Source organism: Aeromonas sp. DSM 116730, from assembly GCF_046581335.1.
Taxonomy (GTDB): Bacteria; Pseudomonadota; Gammaproteobacteria; order Enterobacterales; family Aeromonadaceae; genus Aeromonas; species Aeromonas rivipollensis.
The window spans coordinates 3,730,410-3,747,485 of record NZ_CP144265.1; the positions used below are offsets into that span (position 1 = coordinate 3,730,410).

General features: G+C 64.3%; 17 protein-coding genes. 6 read left to right on the plus strand and 11 right to left on the minus strand.

Annotated elements, in window-relative coordinates; translation table 11 throughout:
* The first annotated feature begins 12 nt into the window (after window positions 1-12).
* Window positions 13-1,803 (plus strand): AMP-dependent synthetase/ligase, encoded by a 1,791-nt coding sequence (locus Aeroheme_RS17010; protein WP_411166258.1) that lies wholly within the window; start codon window positions 13-15, stop codon window positions 1,801-1,803.
* Between the two features lie 75 nt (window positions 1,804-1,878).
* Here Aeroheme_RS17010 and Aeroheme_RS17015 read toward each other — a convergent pair whose 3' ends face one another.
* The 4 genes from Aeroheme_RS17015 to Aeroheme_RS17030 form a co-directional block, all read right to left on the minus strand.
* Window positions 1,879-3,093: an aldose 1-epimerase family protein gene (locus Aeroheme_RS17015; RefSeq protein WP_290030409.1), complete on the minus strand. Its 1,215-nt coding sequence runs from the start codon at window positions 3,091-3,093 to the stop codon at window positions 1,879-1,881.
* Between the two features lie 248 nt (window positions 3,094-3,341).
* Window positions 3,342-4,034, minus strand: a complete 693-nt coding sequence (locus tag Aeroheme_RS17020; RefSeq protein WP_411166259.1) for an aspartate/glutamate racemase family protein — start codon at window positions 4,032-4,034, stop codon at window positions 3,342-3,344.
* An 87-nt stretch (window positions 4,035-4,121) separates the two neighbouring features.
* Window positions 4,122-4,712, minus strand: coding sequence for a LysE family translocator (locus tag Aeroheme_RS17025; RefSeq protein WP_139743762.1), 591 nt, complete (start codon window positions 4,710-4,712; stop codon window positions 4,122-4,124).
* A 102-nt stretch (window positions 4,713-4,814) separates the two neighbouring features.
* Window positions 4,815-5,411, minus strand: a complete 597-nt coding sequence (locus tag Aeroheme_RS17030) for a LysE family translocator (protein WP_106884898.1) — start codon at window positions 5,409-5,411, stop codon at window positions 4,815-4,817.
* Between the two features lie 116 nt (window positions 5,412-5,527).
* Between Aeroheme_RS17030 and Aeroheme_RS17035 the strand changes: the two genes are divergently transcribed.
* Both Aeroheme_RS17035 and Aeroheme_RS17040 read left to right on the plus strand, forming a co-directional pair.
* Entirely contained in the window at window positions 5,528-6,901 is a 1,374-nt protein-coding gene (locus Aeroheme_RS17035; RefSeq protein ID WP_163137771.1) for a PLP-dependent aminotransferase family protein, read from the plus strand.
* A gap of 29 nt (window positions 6,902-6,930) precedes the next feature.
* Window positions 6,931-7,395 (plus strand): hypothetical protein, encoded by a 465-nt coding sequence (locus Aeroheme_RS17040; protein WP_411166260.1) that lies wholly within the window; start codon window positions 6,931-6,933, stop codon window positions 7,393-7,395.
* Window positions 7,396-7,493: 98 nt separating this feature from the next.
* On the opposite strand, the gene Aeroheme_RS17045 is transcribed toward Aeroheme_RS17040, so the two are convergent.
* The 3 genes from Aeroheme_RS17045 to Aeroheme_RS17055 all read right to left on the minus strand — a co-directional run bounded on the left by Aeroheme_RS17045 (window position 7,494) and on the right by Aeroheme_RS17055 (window position 11,593).
* Window positions 7,494-8,807, minus strand: a complete 1,314-nt coding sequence (locus Aeroheme_RS17045) for a sodium-dependent transporter (RefSeq protein ID WP_289986867.1) — start codon at window positions 8,805-8,807, stop codon at window positions 7,494-7,496.
* Between the two features lie 420 nt (window positions 8,808-9,227).
* A complete protein-coding gene (locus tag Aeroheme_RS17050) occupies window positions 9,228-10,541 on the minus strand; it encodes a sodium-dependent transporter (RefSeq protein ID WP_411166261.1) in 1,314 nt (437 codons plus the stop codon).
* Window positions 10,542-10,753: 212 nt separating this feature from the next.
* Window positions 10,754-11,593 carry an isopenicillin N synthase family dioxygenase gene (locus tag Aeroheme_RS17055; RefSeq protein WP_005324617.1) on the minus strand — a complete coding sequence of 280 codons (840 nt, stop codon included), beginning with the start codon at window positions 11,591-11,593 and terminating at the stop codon, window positions 10,754-10,756.
* 198 nt (window positions 11,594-11,791) lie between these two features.
* On the opposite strand from Aeroheme_RS17055, the gene Aeroheme_RS17060 reads away from it, so the two are divergent.
* Window positions 11,792-12,355 carry a DUF2799 domain-containing protein gene (locus Aeroheme_RS17060; protein WP_106884903.1) on the plus strand — a complete coding sequence of 188 codons (564 nt, stop codon included), beginning with the start codon at window positions 11,792-11,794 and terminating at the stop codon, window positions 12,353-12,355.
* 37 nt (window positions 12,356-12,392) lie between these two features.
* Here the strand turns inward: Aeroheme_RS17060 and Aeroheme_RS17065 are convergent, their stop codons facing one another.
* Window positions 12,393-13,214 carry a Cof-type HAD-IIB family hydrolase gene (locus Aeroheme_RS17065; protein WP_411166262.1) on the minus strand — a complete coding sequence of 274 codons (822 nt, stop codon included), beginning with the start codon at window positions 13,212-13,214 and terminating at the stop codon, window positions 12,393-12,395.
* A 243-nt stretch (window positions 13,215-13,457) separates the two neighbouring features.
* Entirely contained in the window at window positions 13,458-14,696 is a 1,239-nt protein-coding gene (locus tag Aeroheme_RS17070) for an MFS transporter (protein ID WP_411166263.1), read from the minus strand.
* 174 nt (window positions 14,697-14,870) lie between these two features.
* Between Aeroheme_RS17070 and Aeroheme_RS17075 the strand changes: the two genes are divergently transcribed.
* Window positions 14,871-15,494: a helix-turn-helix transcriptional regulator gene (locus tag Aeroheme_RS17075; protein WP_411166264.1), complete on the plus strand. Its 624-nt coding sequence runs from the start codon at window positions 14,871-14,873 to the stop codon at window positions 15,492-15,494.
* 310 nt (window positions 15,495-15,804) lie between these two features.
* Window positions 15,805-16,281, plus strand: coding sequence for an Lrp/AsnC family transcriptional regulator (locus Aeroheme_RS17080; protein ID WP_025325819.1), 477 nt, complete (start codon window positions 15,805-15,807; stop codon window positions 16,279-16,281).
* A 94-nt stretch (window positions 16,282-16,375) separates the two neighbouring features.
* On the opposite strand, the gene Aeroheme_RS17085 is transcribed toward Aeroheme_RS17080, so the two are convergent.
* Together Aeroheme_RS17085 and Aeroheme_RS17090 are read right to left on the minus strand one after the other, a co-directional pair.
* Window positions 16,376-16,693, minus strand: a complete 318-nt coding sequence (locus tag Aeroheme_RS17085; RefSeq protein WP_005324594.1) for a hypothetical protein — start codon at window positions 16,691-16,693, stop codon at window positions 16,376-16,378.
* 144 nt (window positions 16,694-16,837) lie between these two features.
* A complete protein-coding gene (locus tag Aeroheme_RS17090) occupies window positions 16,838-17,068 on the minus strand; it encodes a hypothetical protein (RefSeq protein WP_262113666.1) in 231 nt (76 codons plus the stop codon).
* Window positions 17,069-17,076: the final 8 nt, after the last annotated feature.

The following is a 17,076-nucleotide window of genomic DNA, read 5'->3' on the forward strand; positions in this document are numbered from 1 at the left end:
AGGATGATTTAGATGTCGCAGCTTCATCTGGTTAGAGTGATGCGTGAGCGTATTGCCCGCCTTGGCAACAAGGCCGCCCTGCGCGTCCAGCAGGATGGCCAATGGCGCGCCATCGGCTGGCGTACCCTGGGCCAGGCCATGGACTACTGTGCCCAGGCGCTGATCCGCGCCGGCCACCAGCCCACCGAGATGGTCGGCATCTATGCCCGCAACATGCCGGAATGGACCCAGGCCGATCTCGGCATCCTGGCCGCCCGCGGCGTCAGCGTGCCCATCTACCCCACCAGCACCCTGGATCAGTTGCGCTACATAGTGAAGGACGCCGGCATCAAGCTTCTATTCGTGGGGGAGCAGCCCCAGTTCGATCAGGCGCTCCTGCTGCTCGAGAGTGGCGAGATCAACCAGATAGTCACCCTGGACGGCACCGTCGATCTGCGCGGCTGCGAGCAGGCGAGCCACTTCCAGACCTTCCTCTCCTCCGGCAACCATCAGCCGAGCGAGCTGGCACTGCGGATGCGTGAACAGCACTATCGCATGGATGATCTGCTGACCCTGATCTACACCTCGGGCACCACGGGTGAACCCAAGGGGGTCATGCTCGACTTCAACAACATCGCCGCCTGCTTCGAGATGCACGACCGTCGCCTGGATCTTGGCGAGCAGGATGTGTCCCTCTGCATGCTGCCGCTGAGCCACGTGTTCGAGCGCGCCTGGAGCTACTACGTGCTCTATTGCGGCGCCGAGAACGTCTATATCCGCGACCCGCAGAAGGTGATGGATGTCATCGGCGAGGTGCAGCCGACCGTGATGTGCGCCGTGCCGCGCCTCTACGAGAAGGCCTACGCCATGATCCAGGCCAAGGTGGCCCAGGCCCCGCGCCTGCGCCGCGCCCTGTTCGGCTGGGCCACCGGCGTCGGCAAGCGGATGGTCGCCACCCGCCAGGCCGGCAAGTCCGCCTCCCCCCTGCTCTACCTGCAGCTGGCCCTGGCCGAGCGGCTGGTGTTTCGCAAGCTGCGTGCCCGCTTCGGCGGCCGTACCCGCTTCCTGCCGGTGGCGGGCGCTCGCCTCGCGGACGACGTCAACCTCTTCTTCCAGGCCATGGGGCTCAACCTCAAGTACGGCTACGGCATGACAGAGACCACGGCCACCGTCTGCTGCTACGAGGAGAGCCAGTTCAAGCTGGGATCCATCGGCACCGTCATGGACGGCATAGAGGTCAAACTCGGCGAGAACAACGAGCTGCTGGTGCGCTCACCGACAGTGATGCGCGGTTACTACAACAAGCCGGAGGCCACCGCCGAAGTGATGACCGAGGATGGCTTCCTGCGCACCGGCGATGCCGGCGAGCTGGACGGCGAGGGCAACATCTACTTCACCGAGCGCCTCAAGGAGCTGATGAAGACCTCCAACGGCAAGTACGTGGCGCCGCAGCTGGTGGAGGGGACCCTGGGCAAGGATCGCTTCATCGAGCAGATCGCCATAGTCGCCGACGCCCGCCACTTCGTCTCGGCACTGATAGTCCCCTGCTTCGAGTCCCTGGAGGAGTACGCCCGCTCCATCAACCTGCAGTACCAGTGCAAGACGGAGCTGCTGCGCCACTCCAAGGTGGTGGAGTTCTTCGAGGCTCGGATCGCGGATCTGCAACAGGAGCTGGCCAAGTTCGAGCAGGTGAAGAAGTTCACCCTGCTGCCGAGCGCCTTCTCCATGGAGCTCGGGGAGATCACCCCCACCATGAAGCTGCGCCGCAAGATCATCGAATCCAAGTACCAGAGCGAGATCGAGGCCATGTATAGCCATGTCTGAGCACAGCCACGGCTGAACCCTCATCTGGCATGAAAAAGCCGCTCATGGAGCGGCTTTTTGCTGTCTGCCTGCCACTCAGGGCAGCTTGACCAGGGGTTGCTCCCGCAGCTCTGTGGGGCGGCCGGCCTGGATCTTCTCCACCTGGGCCAGGGCCTGCTTCACCTCCTCCCCATTGCGCAGCAGGCGATAGGTCAGATCGAAGGTCTTGGTCTCCCCCGGCTGGATCCTGGGAACCAGCCCCAGCGGACGCTGGTACTTGGTGCTGTAGGCATAGCTGGTGCCGGGCTCTATGCCGGTCACATAGCCCTGGGCCCGGGTGTCTGTGTTCTTCCACAGGGTCAGCACAGGCAACTGGTGCGTGTTGTAACCCACAGCCACCCCGACGCTGCCCGCTTTGTTGTTCAGCACCGCCAGGGTATTGCCCTCGGCGTCGCTGTAGGGCACCAGGTTGAACACCATCTCGTCGAAGCCCTTGGTCGGCCCCAGGTAGGTTTGCCAGCCCTTGAGCCCCGCCTTGGCGTAGTCGTTGAACGGGGAGATCTGCTTCACCGGGGTGCTGACCCGCGCCCCCTCCTCCAGGATGGGTGCCCCGAAGTTGCCGTGATAGATGATCTGGTACTCGTTCTCGTAGTCGGCGTGGTTGGTCAGCTTGTCCTGCAGGGCAAACTCCGCCTGACCGGGCACTACGCTCAGCTGGGTCCAGGTGACCAGCTCGCTCATCTTGAAGGTGCGCTCGTCCACCCGGCCCCGCACGTGGATGGCGTAGGGCGGCTCCTCGTCCACTGTCACGCTGACCACGGACGCCGGTATGTTCTGCACACGGCCGTGCAGGCTCTTGAGGCGGCCGTCGTCGTCCACCCCGGGGTGGCCTGTCCACTCATAGCCGCAACGTACCAGCATCTCGTTGAAGCCATCGAGCCAGCCGAGACCGGCGCGGCTCTCCAGATCGATGAAGGCCGGGTTGACCACCTCCTTGACCGGGGAATCCCAGCCGAGGCGCACATCGGCCCCCTTGACCTCCTTGATCCCCATGCCACGGGTCGGCACCAGGGTTATCTTCATCACCCCGTTGTCGACGATGAGCAGATCCACCCCCTCCTGACGCCCGCCGTGCAGGCGCTTCTTCTCGATGGAGAAGGGTACCGGGCTCTTGATCCCCAGCTTGTCGCTGGTGATCTTCCAGTCCCCCACATCCAGCCCCTGCTGGGAATCGGTCAGCAGGAATTCGGCGGCCTGGCCCGAGCTGGCGCCCAGGGCGAGCAGCACGGCAATGGAGAGTCTCTTCAACATGGCTTTATCCTCGTGTCTCTTGTTCTTGTGAATGGTTTTAGTGAAAGCTGAATCGTTTCAGTGATCGAAAACTAGGCGCCCAACGCACCAGACTCAAGGGACAAAAGAGGGAAATGTGAGCCGTTTGACAATAAAAGCGTCAATGGGCTTGCTGAAGTGAAGGCTGACTCACAGTCAGGATCGGGGGGAATGAGGGGCAAGGAGGAGGGGGGCGCCGAAGCGCCTCCCCAGGTTTCTTCCTCTCTGCCCTACTCCAGCGCCCACGCCACGGCGGCGTCGGCGTGAATGGCGGTGGTGTCGTAGAGCGGCACTGCGGCCTGACACTCCCCCACCAGCAGGGCGATCTCGGTGCAGCCGAGGATCACGGCCTGAGCTCCGGCCCGTGCCAGATCGGCGATGATGGCCAGGTATTCGGCCCGGGACGACTCGCGGATCTGCCCAAGACAGAGCTCGTCATAGATGATGCTGTGCACCCGCTCCCGCTCGGCCGCTGGCGGCACCAGCACCTCCAGCCCGAACAGCTCTTGCAGCCGTCCCTTGTAGAAATCCTGCTCCATGGTGAAGCGGGTACCGAGCAAGCCGACCCGGGTCACCCCGTCAGCCTGCAGACGGCGGGCGGTGGCGTCGGCGATGTGCAGCAGCGGGATCTCGATGGCGGCGGCGATCTCGGGGGCCACCTTGTGCATGGTGTTGGTGCCTATCAGCAGGAAATCGGCTCCACCGGCCTGGAGTGCGCGGGCCTCGGCCGCCAGCAGACGGGCGGTGGCGGGCCAGTCACCGGCATGTTGCAGCCGCTCTATCTCGGCAAAATCGACGCTATTGAGCAACACCCGCGCCGAATGCAGGCCGCCGAGCCGCGCCCGCACGCCCCGGTTGAGCGTCTGGTAGTAGCTGACGGTGGACTCCCAGCTCATGCCACCCAGCAGACCGATACATTTCATAACCGCTCCTTTTCACATCGGGTGACGGCCACCCACAGACAAAAAAGGCCCCGAAGGGCCAGCAACAAAACAGATTGCTTTCAGGGCCTAAATCCAGATCATCAGCACGCAGGCCGCCGTGGCGATCCCCATGCCGAGGTTAAAACGACGCCAGCCTCTGGCGGTGCGGATGAGGCGGCGCACCTGGGCACCAAACAGCACCCAGAAGGCCCCGGTATAGAGGCCGGTCACGAAGAAGATGCCGAGCACCCAGCCGGCGGACGGCCAGTAAGCCTCCCCCGCCAGGGTGAAGCCGCTGATGGCGGAGAGCGCCATCATCCAGGCCTTGGGGTTGAGCAACTGCAGCATGGCCCCCTGATGGGCCGGGATAAGCGGCCTACTGCCATCCGCCGGGCCGCTGGCGGTGGCCACCTTCCAGGCCAGCCAGAGCAGGTAGGCCGAGCCCACCAGCTTGAGGCCGTCGTGCAGCAGCGGCACCTTCTCGAACACCACCCCCAGCCCCAGGGCCGTGGCCAGGATCATCAGGTTGATGCCCCCCACCACACCCACCAGCAGGGGGATGGAGCGGCGAAACCCCTGAGCGGCCCCGGCGCTGGTGAGCAGCATGTTGTTGGGGCCAGGGGTGCCACAGGTGATCAGGGCAAAGCCCGCCAGGGGAAACAACCAGTTCAGATCCATCTCAACCTCATTCAGATACGGCAAGCCTCCTAATATGCAGAGCCTCTGCCCTGACGACAAGGTCAGCAATGCATTTTCTTTGCATGAATAGTCAGGCGGTCATTAATACCAGAGCATCACCACGCACAGGGCGGTGAGCGCGCCCAGGCTGCCATTGAGACGGCGCCAGCCTCTGTCCGAGTTGATCCAGCGGCTGAGCTGATGACCGAACAGCACCCAGGCGAAGCAGACCGGCAGCCCCGCCATGGGGAAGACGGACATGATGCCCCACATACTCGCCCAGTAGTCGCTCCCCGGCAGGCTGAACAGACTGATGGCGGAAATCCCCATCATCCAGGCCTTGGGGTTGAGGAACTGAAAGCCCAGGCCTTCCAGCAGGGTCAGCGGGCGGGCGCGCCTCGCCGGATCGCCGGGGGCACCGGCCACGGCGATGCGCCAGGCCAGCCACAGCAGATAAAGACTGCCCAGCACCTGCAGGCTCAGCTTGAGCAGGGGCCAGCGCTCGAACAGCGGATAGAAACCGAGCGCCAGCACCAGTTGCAGCACCGGCTGGCCCACCACCACACCTATCAGGTGCGGCAGGGTGCGGCGCACCCCGAAGTTGGCACCGGATGCCGTCAACATCAGATTGTTGGGCCCCGGGGTGCCGCAGGTGAGCAGGGCGAAGCCAAACAGGGTGGCATACCATTCAATGGTCATGAGGTGACTCCTTTCTTGCCATATTGTATCGGTACAATGTGAGCTATCGGGTTGTTAACAGGCTGATTATCACGCTATATTGGGGACAATATTGGATCAATGGATTTATTGTCACCATGACAATCTGGACACCCGACCTCACCCCCTTCGAGGGCCCCCTCTACCTGAAACTGGTCAAGGCCATAGAGCAGGCCATTGCCGATGGCGCCCTGCCTCCTCAGACCCGGCTGCCCACCCACAGGGCGCTGGCGGACCGGCTGGGGGTGACTGTGGGCACCATCACCCGCGCCTACACCGAAGCCGAGCGGCGGGGTCTGCTGGCGGCCAGGGTGGGTCATGGCACCTGGGTCAGGGCCGCGGCGGATCCCGCCAACGAATGGGTGATCCGCAACGAGGACAATCAGCGCATCGAGCTGTGGCAGAACTTGCCGGTGCAGCTGGATCGGGCCGCCATCATCAAACCCATGCTGACCGAGCTGGCGGACGGGGATCTCAACGGGTTGCTGGGCTATGACAAGGAGGCCGGGCGTGCCCCGCAGCGCCAGCTGTTCGTCGACTGGCTCGCCGAGCAGGGCATCAGGGGGAGCGAGGAGAGGCTGCTGTTCAGCCATGGCGCCCAGCACGGCATCATGCTGGCCCTGCTGGCCACCGGCTGCGTGGGGGAGACTATCTTCTGCGAGGGGCTCAGCTACCCTGGCATGCTGGGCAATGCGCGCCAGCTGAAGAATCAGGTGATGGGGCTGGCGATGGACGAGGAGGGGCTGATCCCCGCCGCCCTGGAAGCCGCCTGTCGCCAGCGGCGGGCCAAGCTGCTCTACCTGACCCCCACCCTGCAGAACCCCACCACGGCCACCATGAGCCTGGCGCGGCGAGAGGAGATAGTCGCCATCGCCCGCCGCCATGATCTGCTGATCGTCGAGGATGACGTCAACGGCCTGCTGCCCGAGGTCTCGCTCCCCCCCCTGGTCAACCTGGCGCCGGAGCGGGTCATCTACCTCGGCAGCCTGGCCAAGATCGCCTGCGGCGGCCTGCGGGTCGGCTTCGTGCTGGCTCCCCCCGCCCTTCGCAATGGCTTCGCCCAGGCGATGCGGCTGTCGAGCTGGATGGTGAGCCCCCTGCTCATCGAGCTGGCCTGCAAGCTGGTGAGCCAGCACCAGATCATGCCGCTCATCGAGCAGCAGAGACGGGTCCTGGCGCGTCGGGGAGAGCTGCTGCGCCACCTGCTGCCGGGGGCCCGCTGGCAGCCGGGCTCCATGCACGCCTGGCTGCCGCTGCCCGAGCCCTGGCGCAGTCAGGAGTTCGCCGAGGCGGCCAACGCCCTTGACGTCGGGGTCGCGAGCGGAGAACACTTTGCCGCCGGCCAGTTTGCCGCCCCGCAAGGGGTGCGCCTGAGCCTGAGCCAGCCCGCCACCGACGCCCGGGTCGCCGAGGGGCTGGAGCGCCTCGCCGGGCTGCTGCGTGCGGCGCCGCCCACCAATCCCCTGCTATAGTCAGTGGCCCTGACCCCGAAGGAGTAACCATGCTGCCCGTCCGCCCCGCCCTGCTGCTCATCACCCTGTTGCTGGGAGGCTGCGCCTCCCCCACACATCAGCAGCTGGGCCTGGCCTTGAGTGGACTGGAAGGGGAGTTGCAACGGCTGGAGGAGGAGCTGGCCGCCATGAACGGGCTCCACTACCAGAAGGCCATAGACGCCCCCCTGGCCCTGCGCCGCTACCTGAGCGCCCCCTCCCCCACGGCGGAGGGCCTGGTGCCTGTTCATAGCCAGCTGCAGGACGGCCCCCTGCTGCGCTATGACTACCGCCTGCCAACCACAATGACCCGGCTGCCCACGGACAACCCCTGCCTGCGCTACGAATTCGAGCTGCGCCACCTCGGTCGCCTCGGCCAGCTCGCGCTCGCCTGGCAGGGAATAACGGGGGCCGGGGATCTGCTGATCCAGCAGCGCGACTGCCCCTTCTCCGCCAAAGGGCCCGGCCTGCAGTGATCCCGCCCCAGATGTGATCAGGGGTTGGCCTGTGGCCAACCCCTGTGTTCATCTACGACTCGATCCGCGCGACTCCAGCATCCGCCACGGGGCGACGGCTAGATCAGACCCCGCACTAGGATACCGGCGATCAAGAGCGGCGCCACCAGTCGCCAGCACCAGAGCAGGCACAGACGCAGGGCCGGGGAGAGCCCCTCGGGCAGTATGCTCTCCCCCAATCGCCAGCCCAGCAGCAGGGTCAGCACCAGACCGAACAGCGGCATCATCAGGTTGGAGGTGAGGTAGTCCAGCAAGTCGAAGAGGGTCTTGCCAAACAGGGTGTAGTCAGCCCAGGGACCGAACGACAGGCTGACCGGAATGCCGGAGGCCATGATCAGCAGGGTCAGCACCCGGCAGGCGCCACGGCGCGACCAGCCCCACTCCTCGCAGGTGAAGCGCACCAGGTGCTCCAGCATGGAGATGGAGGAGGATAGCGCCGCCACCAGCAGCAGCAGGAAGAAGACCACCCCCAGCCCCTGACCGAACGGCAGGTGGCTGAACACGGCGGGCATTGTCATGAAGGTGAGCCCTGGCCCGGCAGTCGGGTCTATGCCGGTGGAGGCCAACGCCGGGAATATCATCAGCCCCGCCAGCACAGAGATGAGGCTCGCCAGGGTCACCACCCAGACGCCGGAGCGCAGCACACCCTCGCTATTGGGCAGGTAGGCGCCATAGGTGGTGTGTACCCCCAGGCCGATGGAGAGGGAGAAGAAGGCCAGCCCCAGGGCATCCAGCACGCTCTGGCCGGTCAGCATGGAGAAGTCAGGCAGCAGCAGCTGACGCACCCCTGCCATGGCCCCCGGCATGGAGAGACCCACCCCCACCAGCAGCAGCATCATGACGAAGAGCGCCGGCATCATCCAGCGCAGCGCCCGCTCCACCCCCTTCTGGATGCCCCCCTGCACGAACCACCAGGTCAGCCCGGCGAACACCAGATGGGTCAGCACAGGCCACCAGGGATGGCTGACATAGCCGTTGAACAGGGCGGTCAGCGCCGAACCTTCGCCGAGGTTGAGCTTGCCCATCACCGCCAGCGCCGCATAGCCCACGGTCCAGCCCCCCACCACGCTGTAGAAGCTGTAGATGAAGAAGCCGCAGAGGATCCCCATGTAACCCATCCAGCGCCAGTTCGGCCCCACCAGCCGGTGGAAGGCACCGAGCACCCCGCGCTGGCTGCGGCTGCCGAGCAGGGTCTCCCCCACCAGCACAGCCACCCCCAGGGTGAAGCTGAACAGCAGGAACACCAGCAGGAAGGCGCCGCCGCCATTGGTGGCGGTCACATAGGGAAACTTCCAGATGGCGCCGAGGCCGATGGCCGTGCCGGCCGCCGCCAGCACATGACCGAGACGGGAAGACCACTGAACCTGGCTCATACAACCTCCGGGGAAGACAACATCGAATCGATACTCCATGGGTAAGTGCAACCTGGGTCGCAACAAAAAGGCCGCCCGGGGGCGACCTTTGCAATGAACATTCAGACTGAGTGCGCGTGCAGGGTCACCTCTCTTGCGAGCTGAAAAATCGGCCGGACAGGGCGATGAGGGGTGACATGCTATGGGTAACCTGGGCGCAAAAAAGGAGCCACAGCCTAAACCACGGCAAGAGAAGTTGACAGCCAATAGTCCATTTTCGCCCACAATACAGAATATTTACCAACCTATATACCAAGTGGCGAATCAAAGTTTCGACAAACCTCTATTTCATGGATTTTTCGAGGCAGTCAATCCTGCCGGCGAGGATGCCCTCTGAGCCCGGGTAACGGGCGGGCCCGGGGCCCACCCATGCGGCAAGGGTTACAGCAGACCCCGCACCAGGATGCCACCGATGAGCAGGGGCGCCAGCCAGCGCCAGCAGCCCATCAGCAGGGCGCGCCAGTGCGGTGCCAGCCCCTGGGGCAAGGCCCGCAGGCCCAGCTGCCAGCCCAGCAGCAGGGTGAGCGCCAGCCCGAACAGGGGCATCATCAGGTTGGAAGTAATGAAGTCCAGCAGTTCGAAGATGTTCTTGCCAAACAGGGTCACCTGCGCCCAGGGGCCGAACGACAGGCTGACCGGGATGCCCCCCGCCATCACCAGGGCTGTGATCAGGCTGCAGGCAGCACGGCGCGACCAGCCCAGGCTCTCGGCGAGGAAGCACTGCAGGTGCTCCAGCAGGGAGATGGAAGACGAGAGCGCCGCCACCACCAGCAGGGCGAAGAAGACCACAGCCAGCCCCTGGCCGAAGGGCAGTTGCTGGAACACCGCCGGCATTGTCATGAAGGTGAGGCCGGGGCCTGAGGCGGGATCTATGCCGGTCGCCGCCAGCACGGGGAAGATCATCAAGCCCGCCAGCACGGCGATCAAGCTCGCCAGCAGCACCACCCAGAGACTGGAGCGGCCCACCCCTTCGCTGGAGGGCAGGTAGGCGCCATAGGTGGTGTGGATGCCAAGCCCGATGGAGAGGGAGAAGAAGGCCAACCCCATGGCGTCGAGCACACCTGACATGCCGAGCTTGCTGAAGTCCGGCATCAGGAAGTGGCGCACCCCGGCCATGGCATTGGGCAGGGTGAGACCGAAGGCCACCAGCAGCAAGATCATGATGAAGAGGGCCGGCATCATCCAGCGCAGGGTGCGCTCCACCCCCTTCTGCACCCCGCCCTGCACGAACCACCAGGTGAGGGCGGCGAACAGCAGGTGGGTCAGCACGGGCCGGAGCGGATCCCCCACATAGTCGTTGAAGCGGGCGGTCAACGCAGCGCCATCCCCCTGTTGCAGGCTACCCGCCAGCGCCATGCCGGTGTAGCCCAGGGTCCAGCCCCCCACCACGCTGTAGAAGCTGAAGATGAGCAGGCTGCACAAGAGCCCCATGGCGCCGACCCAGCGCCAGCGCTTGCCCATCAGCTCACCGAAGGCCCCCACCACCCCGCGCCGGGTCAGGCTGCCGAGCAGAGTCTCCCCCATCAGCACCGCCACCCCCAGGGTGAAGCTGAACAGCAGGAACACCAGCAGGAAGGCGCCGCCACCGTTGGCGGCGGTCACATAGGGGAACTTCCAGATGGCGCCGAGACCGACCGCCGAACCTGCGGCGGCCAGGATATAACCGAGCCGGGATGACCATTGAGACTGCTTCATGGGAACTCCAATCGAGGGGCCCGCCAGCGGGGCCCGGAATGGCGCTCAGAGTACGCCCGGGGGCGCGCAATCACTCGGCGAATATCCGTCTTAAAACTGCCTTATTGGCACAAGTTGCCAATAAAATTCGGATAACCAACCAATCGTGCCACAAAATAAAAACCGGAGCGTTTTTGCTCCGGTTCTTGCTGTCATGAGTGTGCGTTTTGGGACTAGATGACCCCCAGCTCCCGCAGCCGCTCCATCAGGTAGCTGTGGGCTGTGTGGCGCTCGGACAGCACCACGTCCGGGCGCGGGTGCAGGAAGAGCGGCAAGGAGATGCGGGATTTGCTGACGCTGCCGCCGGTCGGGTTGATGACGCGGTGGGTGGTGGAGGGGTAATAGCCGTGGGAGGCCTCCTGCAGCATGTCACCTATGTTGATGATGAGAGTGCCAAAGTCGCAGGGCACGTCCATCCACTCCCCGTCAGAGCCCTTCACCTGCAGGCCCGGCTCGCTCGCGGCGGGCAAAATGGTCAGCAGGTTGATGTCTTCATGGGCCGCGGCGCGGATGGCCCCCGGCGCCTCGGTGCCGTCGAACGGCGGATAGTGCAGCACCCGCAGCAGGGTCTTCTGGCTCTCTTCAATCATGGAGGAGAGCGGGCAGCTGTAGTGGGCGGCGATGTCCGCCGGGGTGTATTGCTCCACCCAGGAGAGCAGCTCGGCGGCGAGATCGTTGGCGAGGCGGTAGTACTCCATCGCCTGCGCCCTCAGCTCTTCCGGCATCTGGCCCCAGGGGTAGAGGTGGAAGTACTCCTTGATGTCCTTCTGGGTGTTGCCCTTGGCCACCTCGGACACCGAGGGCGGGAAGTAGCCGTCCTGGGTCTCGCGGTTGAACAGGAAATCCTGCTTCTGCTCGCTCATGAAGAAGCGATACCAGTTGTCATAGATGGACTGCACCAGCTCCTTCGGGATGGGGTGGTGGGTCAGCACCCCGAAGCCGGTGGTGCGCAGGGATTCGGTGAAGCGCTCGGCCGCGTCGGGGGAGCGATAATCGACGGTCAGGACTTTCATTGTTTTTGTTACGTGCCAGTTAAAAGTAGGCGCAGTTTACCCTGCCTCCCCCGGCAAGAAAAGGTCGCCGGAAGCCCGTTCACAACGGCTTGAAAATAGTGATAAAAACATCATGATGCGGCGCCCTCGCCCGGTGCTTGTCCCGGGCGGGCTTCCTCTTCTAGAATGCCCCACCATCCTTGCTGTCGGAGCCCCTTCATGTCCCCCAAGATCCTGCTGTTGACCCTCCCCCTGCTGCTCGCCGGGTGCAGCTCCCTGTCGGAGGAGGAGTGCCGCGCCATGAGCTGGTACAACCAGGGCTATCAGGACGGGGAGCAGGGCAAGACCCGGACGGCCACCCGTGACTACAAGCAGACCTGCGGGGAGTACGGCCTCAGGGTGGATGAAGACGAGTGGCAGCGCGGCTACGCCAAGGGGCTCGAGCTCTATTGCATCCCGGAGCTCGCCTACAGCAAGGGGCGGGAGGGGAACGAATACCTGGGGGTCTGTCCCAACGATACCAGCTTCCTCACCCAGTTCGAGCGCGGCCGCAAGGAGTTCCTGCTGGAGCAGCGCCTCGGCGAGCTGCAACAGGAGCTGGAGCGCACCGAGCGGACCATCTATCAGCTGGATCAGCAGATCCGGGGCGAGAGCGACAGCAAGCAGCGAGACTACTACCGGGCCCAGCGCGAGCGCGCCATCCGCCACTACGAGGGGGTACGCCGTGACTATAACCGGATCCGCTTCCCGGATCGGGTGATCCAGTTCTCCTTCGGGAGCTGACAAACAAGGGGCCGCACTGGCCCCTTTCTGTTGCCCCTCAGGAGGGCAGGACCCAGCGCTGCAGCGCCAGCGCTATGCCGTCTTCGTTGTGATCGGCGGTGACCCTGTCCGCATGGGCCTGGATCTGGGGCGCCGCATTGCCCATGGCCACCGCCAGCCCCACCTGCTCGAACATGCTGATGTCGTTGTTGTTGTCCCCAAAGGCCACCACTTTCTCCATCGCTATCCCCTCGCTCGCCGCCCACTGGGCCAGCCGGTTGCCCTTGCTGCAGCCGGGCTGCACCAGCTCCACCGCATAGGGCGCAGCCCAGTCCTGGGTGAAGGGCAGTTTCTGCACCACCTCCCCCACGAAGCGGTGCAACAGGCCGGGATCCTGATTGAACAGCTCCAGCTTCCAGATGGGCTTTTGCAGCCAGCTGTCGATATCCTCGGCGGGCAGCAGGGAGACCTTGAGGTGATCCGGCTGGTTCGCCGACCAGCGTCGCATCCGGCCCACATGCTCCTCGCAGCCGAGATAGCCTATGCCCCCGTCGAGGTGGAACAGGGCGCCCATCTGCTGCGCCTGCACCTCGGCCAGCAGGGCGGTGAGCGGCGCCACCGCCAGGGGATCCCCGACCAGGATCCTGCCTTGCGCCGGATCATAGAGGTAGGCGCCGTTGCTGCAGATGAGGGGGGTGTCGAGGGCCAGCTCGTGATGGAAGGGACGGGCCGTCATGAAGTGGCGGCCCGTCACCAGCAGCACCTTGATGCCGTGGGCGCGGGCCTGGGCCAGGGCGGCCCGGGTCGCGGACGAGATCTTGTGATCCCGGGTCAGCAGGGTACCGTCCATATCGAGAGCAATGGCCTGAAAACGACTCATATCACCTCCAAGAATGTCGAAACGAATGCGGCACCGTACAATCCCGCGTCCAGCGCAATGGCTTGATAATGACTCATATCACCTCCAAAGACTGTGTATCGCGGGGCGTATGATGAAGGCCTGTGCTGGCCAGGTTCGCCGGGCGACGGGGTAAAAGGGGACAAAGAGCCATACCGTCCCAAACTCGGCGCCGGGATGCAAGCCCCGCCTGCCACCCCGGCGCCGATCTGTGATCCGGCCACCTCAGCCCGGCTCGGCGCAGGCGGCCACAGCACTTCGTCTGTCCGCCCGTCTGCGCAACCCGTAGAAACCGAGGGCGCAGATCACGCCGCAAAGCGCCGCCAGATAGAAGGGCCACTCGGTGCCTGCCAGCAGCGCCAGGCTGCCCAGCACCACCGCCAGGATCTCGCTGCCCACCGCCAGGCCGCGGTAGATCCCCATCGCCTGCCCCTGTTGCTGGGCATGGCTGCGGTTGGAGATGGCCACCGAGGTGGCAAGCTCTCCCAGGCTCATGCCGATGCCGGCCGGGATGAAAGTGAGCGCCAGCCCCCACCACTGGGTCGGCAGAATGAACATCAGCATGCCCGCCGCCATCACCAGATGCCCGACTATGCCAAGGGAGCTGCCGCGCCAGTGGCGAGCAAGCTGCTCCCCCAGCCAGGAACCCAGCATCATGGGCACGCTCACCAGCACGGCGGCCTGCGCCAGCTGCACCGGATCCCAGGCCAGCCGCTCCACCAACCAGACGTTGAAGTAGGTGAAGTAGAGCTGCACGGCCCCGTAGCTGAGGAGGGTCAGCACAAAGTAGGGCAGGAGACGAGGTTGCAGCAGCAGTTGGCGGGTCGAGAGGGAGGCCAGCTCCTGCTCGGCGGGTACCGGCGGCCGGTTGGGCAGCAGCCAGAGCACCAGCAGCAGGTTGCCCACCGTCATGGCCACCGCCAGCCAGGCCGCCAGGCTGTAATCCCCGGACACCACGGCGGCATAGCCCCCTATCATGGGGCCCAGCACCCAGCCCAGGTTCATGCCGATGTTGATGCGGGCGAAGTTGCGCGCCTTGGTCCTGGTGGTGCTCATGTCCGCCGCCATCGCCTGCACTATGGCGATGTCGCCGTTGAAGAAGCCCTCCACCACCCGACTCAGCAGCAAGAGCGGCAGGGAGCGCCAGGCGATCCCCAGGGCCATCAGCACATAACCCGCCAGCACCCCGACCAGGCAGAGGGTCAGCACCGGCTTGCGACCATGGCGATCGGAGAGCTTGCCCAGCCAGGGGGCCCCCAGCAGTTGAAACAGCGGATAGAGCCCCATGATGACCCCGAGCCATAGCTTGCGGCTCCAGTCCGACGCTTGTGGCGTCAGCATACCCTGGGCCGGATCCAGCATCAGCGGCGCCAGCACCGGCGAGGGCAGACTGAAGCCCGCCACCGCCAGGGTCACCGTCATCACCAATACCCAGAGGGTCGCCTGTCCCTTGATCCCTTTCATCTTCGCCTCATTAAATAAAGTCATTGGTTTATTTATACTGCAAAGGGAGCGGCATTAAGTAAAGTGAATTATTGATTTAAATGAGGCCGCTGCCCATAATGACCACACGCATACCAAAATCGGCGCGAACCGCTTCCGCTCAATATGCCGCACCTGTCGACAACGAGATCCCCAATGAATGCCAGCACCGACAAGATCCTCTACCTGCTGAAGACTCAGGGCCCCCAGAGTGCCGCCGCGCTGGGGGAGCAGTTGCAGATGACCTCCATGGGCGCCCGCCAGCATCTGACGGCGCTGGAGGCCGACGGCTGGGTGGGCTTTAGCGACGAGGCGCGGGGTCGTGGTCGCCCGATACGGCTCTGGCACCTGACAGATCAGGCCTGGCAGCGCTTCCCCGACACCCACAGCGAGCTGACCCTGCAGCTTATCGACGACGTGCAGCAGCTGTTTGGCGAGAGCGGCCTGGATCAACTGATAGCGCGGCGGGAGCAGCAGATGCTGAGCCGTTATCAGGCCAGGCTGACCCAGCCGGCGCTGGTGGATAAACTGACCGCGCTCAAGGAGCTGCGCAGCCGGGAAGGCTATATGGCGGACATGAGCCAGGAGGAGGATGGCAGCTGGTTATGGTGGGAGAGTCACTGCCCCATCTGCGCCGCGGCGCGGGCCTGCCGGGGCTTTTGCCGGAGCGAGCTGGCGCTGTTTCGCCAGTTGCTGGCACCGGCCGGGGTGGAGCGGGAGCAATACCTGCTGGACGGGGACAGGCGCTGCCTCTATCGCATCCGGCCGCCGCAGGCCTGAGGATGCCGGCGCGCAAAAACAACAAAGCAGGCGCCGGGATGCCTGCTTTGTTGCCTTCGGGGAGGGGATGCTCTCGTTCCAGCCCGTCGTTTCCCGATAAGGTCGGACGGCTGATGGGGTTGTTGACCCGGTAAGGTCCTTCACCACAGAGGCCTGGTTGGGCATCTGTCTTGCCACCGGAAGATGAAACCATGGTACTCCTGCCGGTGCGGTGAGTGGTTGTGAAGTAGTAGGTATTTTCAGTTGTTTTTGCAATAGTTCACCCTTAATCTAGGAAAAGTGAATCAGTAATTGCAACGAGGAACGGAGAATGCTGAAACTTGATCGCATAGACAGGCATATTCTGGAGTTGATGCAGGAGAATGGCCGCATCAGCAACCTGGAGCTGGCCGAACTGGTCGGGCTCTCCCCCTCTCCCTGCTCGCGCCGGGTCAAGGCGCTGGAGGATGCCGGTCTCATCGATACCCACGTCACCCTGCTCAACGCCCGCCAGCTGGGGCTCACCCTCACCGCCTACATTCACATCTCCATGGACAGGCACACCCCGGAGCGGTTCGAAAACTTCGATCGGGCCATCCAGGATCTGCCAGAGGTGCTCGAATGCGACCTTATCACCGGCAACGACGCCGACTACCAGCTCAAGGTGGTGGTGCGGGACATGGAGCACTACCAGCACTTCCTGCTGGACAAGCTGACCCACATCTCCGGCGTGACCGGGGTGCGCTCCAGCTTCGTGCTGCGCCGCATCAAGCACAAGACGGCGCTGCCCCTCAACCACCTGGGCTGACAGCCCGGCACCTGGGCTGAGGGCCAGAGGCGCAAAAAGCAAGAGGAGGCCCAGGCCTCCTCATTGTCGTCTCTGATGTCAGGGAGTGACAGGGTCAGACGCCGACCTGGCTGACGTCCTGCACCTGCAACAGCCAGCCTGCCTGCTCCTGCTGGGGTTCGCCGCTCAGTCGCAACCGCTCGCCCTCTGACACCCACTGCCCCTCGGGCAGGGAGACCAGCAGACTCTCGCTGCCGTTGTCGAACACCCAGCGATCTTCGCCAAGCGACTCAATCAGATAACCTTCCATCTCCACTCTGGACTCGGCTTGCCAGGACGGCGCAACGGAATCACGGCTCTCGATGAAATCCCCCTGAACACCAAAACTGGCCAGCCCCCACAGAATGGAGAGCCCGACGATGGATGACTGCATCTCTCTCTCCTCTCATGAAACTGTGGGGCCAGTATGGAAAGGGAAGCATGAGTGCACCATGAACAAGGCCGCAAAGTGCAGGCGAGATCGCGAAAAAAACCGGCCAAGGGGCCGGCTGTGTCATTTTATGGCGTCTGGATCACACTATTTGGCGGCTTCCTCTGCCATTCGAACCGCCCTTGGCTTATTCGTCCACATGGCCAAACCGCGGTGATCCGCGCAGATCCCCTCCTCGCTGATGGCCCTGACCCGGACGCCATCCTTGCAGAGGGCCTGCCAGGCATCCGCATCATCGATCTGCAACTCGGATGGGGAGTGAGGGCCACCGGCGCAGCCACTTAGCAGCAGAACAAACAGGGGTAACCAGGGTTTCATCGGATGGC

Excerpts from the sequence above, each read along its gene's own strand:
- Aeroheme_RS17010 (WP_411166258.1), top strand. The coding sequence starts at position 13 with ATGTCGCAGCTTCATCTGGTTAGAGTGATGCGTGAGCGTATTGCCCGC.
- Aeroheme_RS17015 (WP_290030409.1), bottom strand. The coding sequence starts at position 3,093 with ATGTTGAAGAGACTCTCCATTGCCGTGCTGCTCGCCCTGGGCGCCAGC.
- Aeroheme_RS17020 (WP_411166259.1), bottom strand. The coding sequence starts at position 4,034 with ATGAAATGTATCGGTCTGCTGGGTGGCATGAGCTGGGAGTCCACCGTC.
- Aeroheme_RS17025 (WP_139743762.1), bottom strand. The coding sequence starts at position 4,712 with ATGGATCTGAACTGGTTGTTTCCCCTGGCGGGCTTTGCCCTGATCACC.
- Aeroheme_RS17030 (WP_106884898.1), bottom strand. The coding sequence starts at position 5,411 with ATGACCATTGAATGGTATGCCACCCTGTTTGGCTTCGCCCTGCTCACC.
- Aeroheme_RS17035 (WP_163137771.1), top strand. The coding sequence starts at position 5,528 with ATGACAATCTGGACACCCGACCTCACCCCCTTCGAGGGCCCCCTCTAC.
- Aeroheme_RS17040 (WP_411166260.1), top strand. The coding sequence starts at position 6,931 with ATGCTGCCCGTCCGCCCCGCCCTGCTGCTCATCACCCTGTTGCTGGGA.
- Aeroheme_RS17045 (WP_289986867.1), bottom strand. The coding sequence starts at position 8,807 with ATGAGCCAGGTTCAGTGGTCTTCCCGTCTCGGTCATGTGCTGGCGGCG.
- Aeroheme_RS17050 (WP_411166261.1), bottom strand. The coding sequence starts at position 10,541 with ATGAAGCAGTCTCAATGGTCATCCCGGCTCGGTTATATCCTGGCCGCC.
- Aeroheme_RS17055 (WP_005324617.1), bottom strand. The coding sequence starts at position 11,593 with ATGAAAGTCCTGACCGTCGATTATCGCTCCCCCGACGCGGCCGAGCGC.
- Aeroheme_RS17060 (WP_106884903.1), top strand. The coding sequence starts at position 11,792 with ATGTCCCCCAAGATCCTGCTGTTGACCCTCCCCCTGCTGCTCGCCGGG.
- Aeroheme_RS17065 (WP_411166262.1), bottom strand. The coding sequence starts at position 13,214 with ATGAGTCGTTTTCAGGCCATTGCTCTCGATATGGACGGTACCCTGCTG.
- Aeroheme_RS17070 (WP_411166263.1), bottom strand. The coding sequence starts at position 14,696 with ATGAAAGGGATCAAGGGACAGGCGACCCTCTGGGTATTGGTGATGACG.
- Aeroheme_RS17075 (WP_411166264.1), top strand. The coding sequence starts at position 14,871 with ATGAATGCCAGCACCGACAAGATCCTCTACCTGCTGAAGACTCAGGGC.
- Aeroheme_RS17080 (WP_025325819.1), top strand. The coding sequence starts at position 15,805 with ATGCTGAAACTTGATCGCATAGACAGGCATATTCTGGAGTTGATGCAG.
- Aeroheme_RS17085 (WP_005324594.1), bottom strand. The coding sequence starts at position 16,693 with ATGCAGTCATCCATCGTCGGGCTCTCCATTCTGTGGGGGCTGGCCAGT.
- Aeroheme_RS17090 (WP_262113666.1), bottom strand. The coding sequence starts at position 17,068 with ATGAAACCCTGGTTACCCCTGTTTGTTCTGCTGCTAAGTGGCTGCGCC.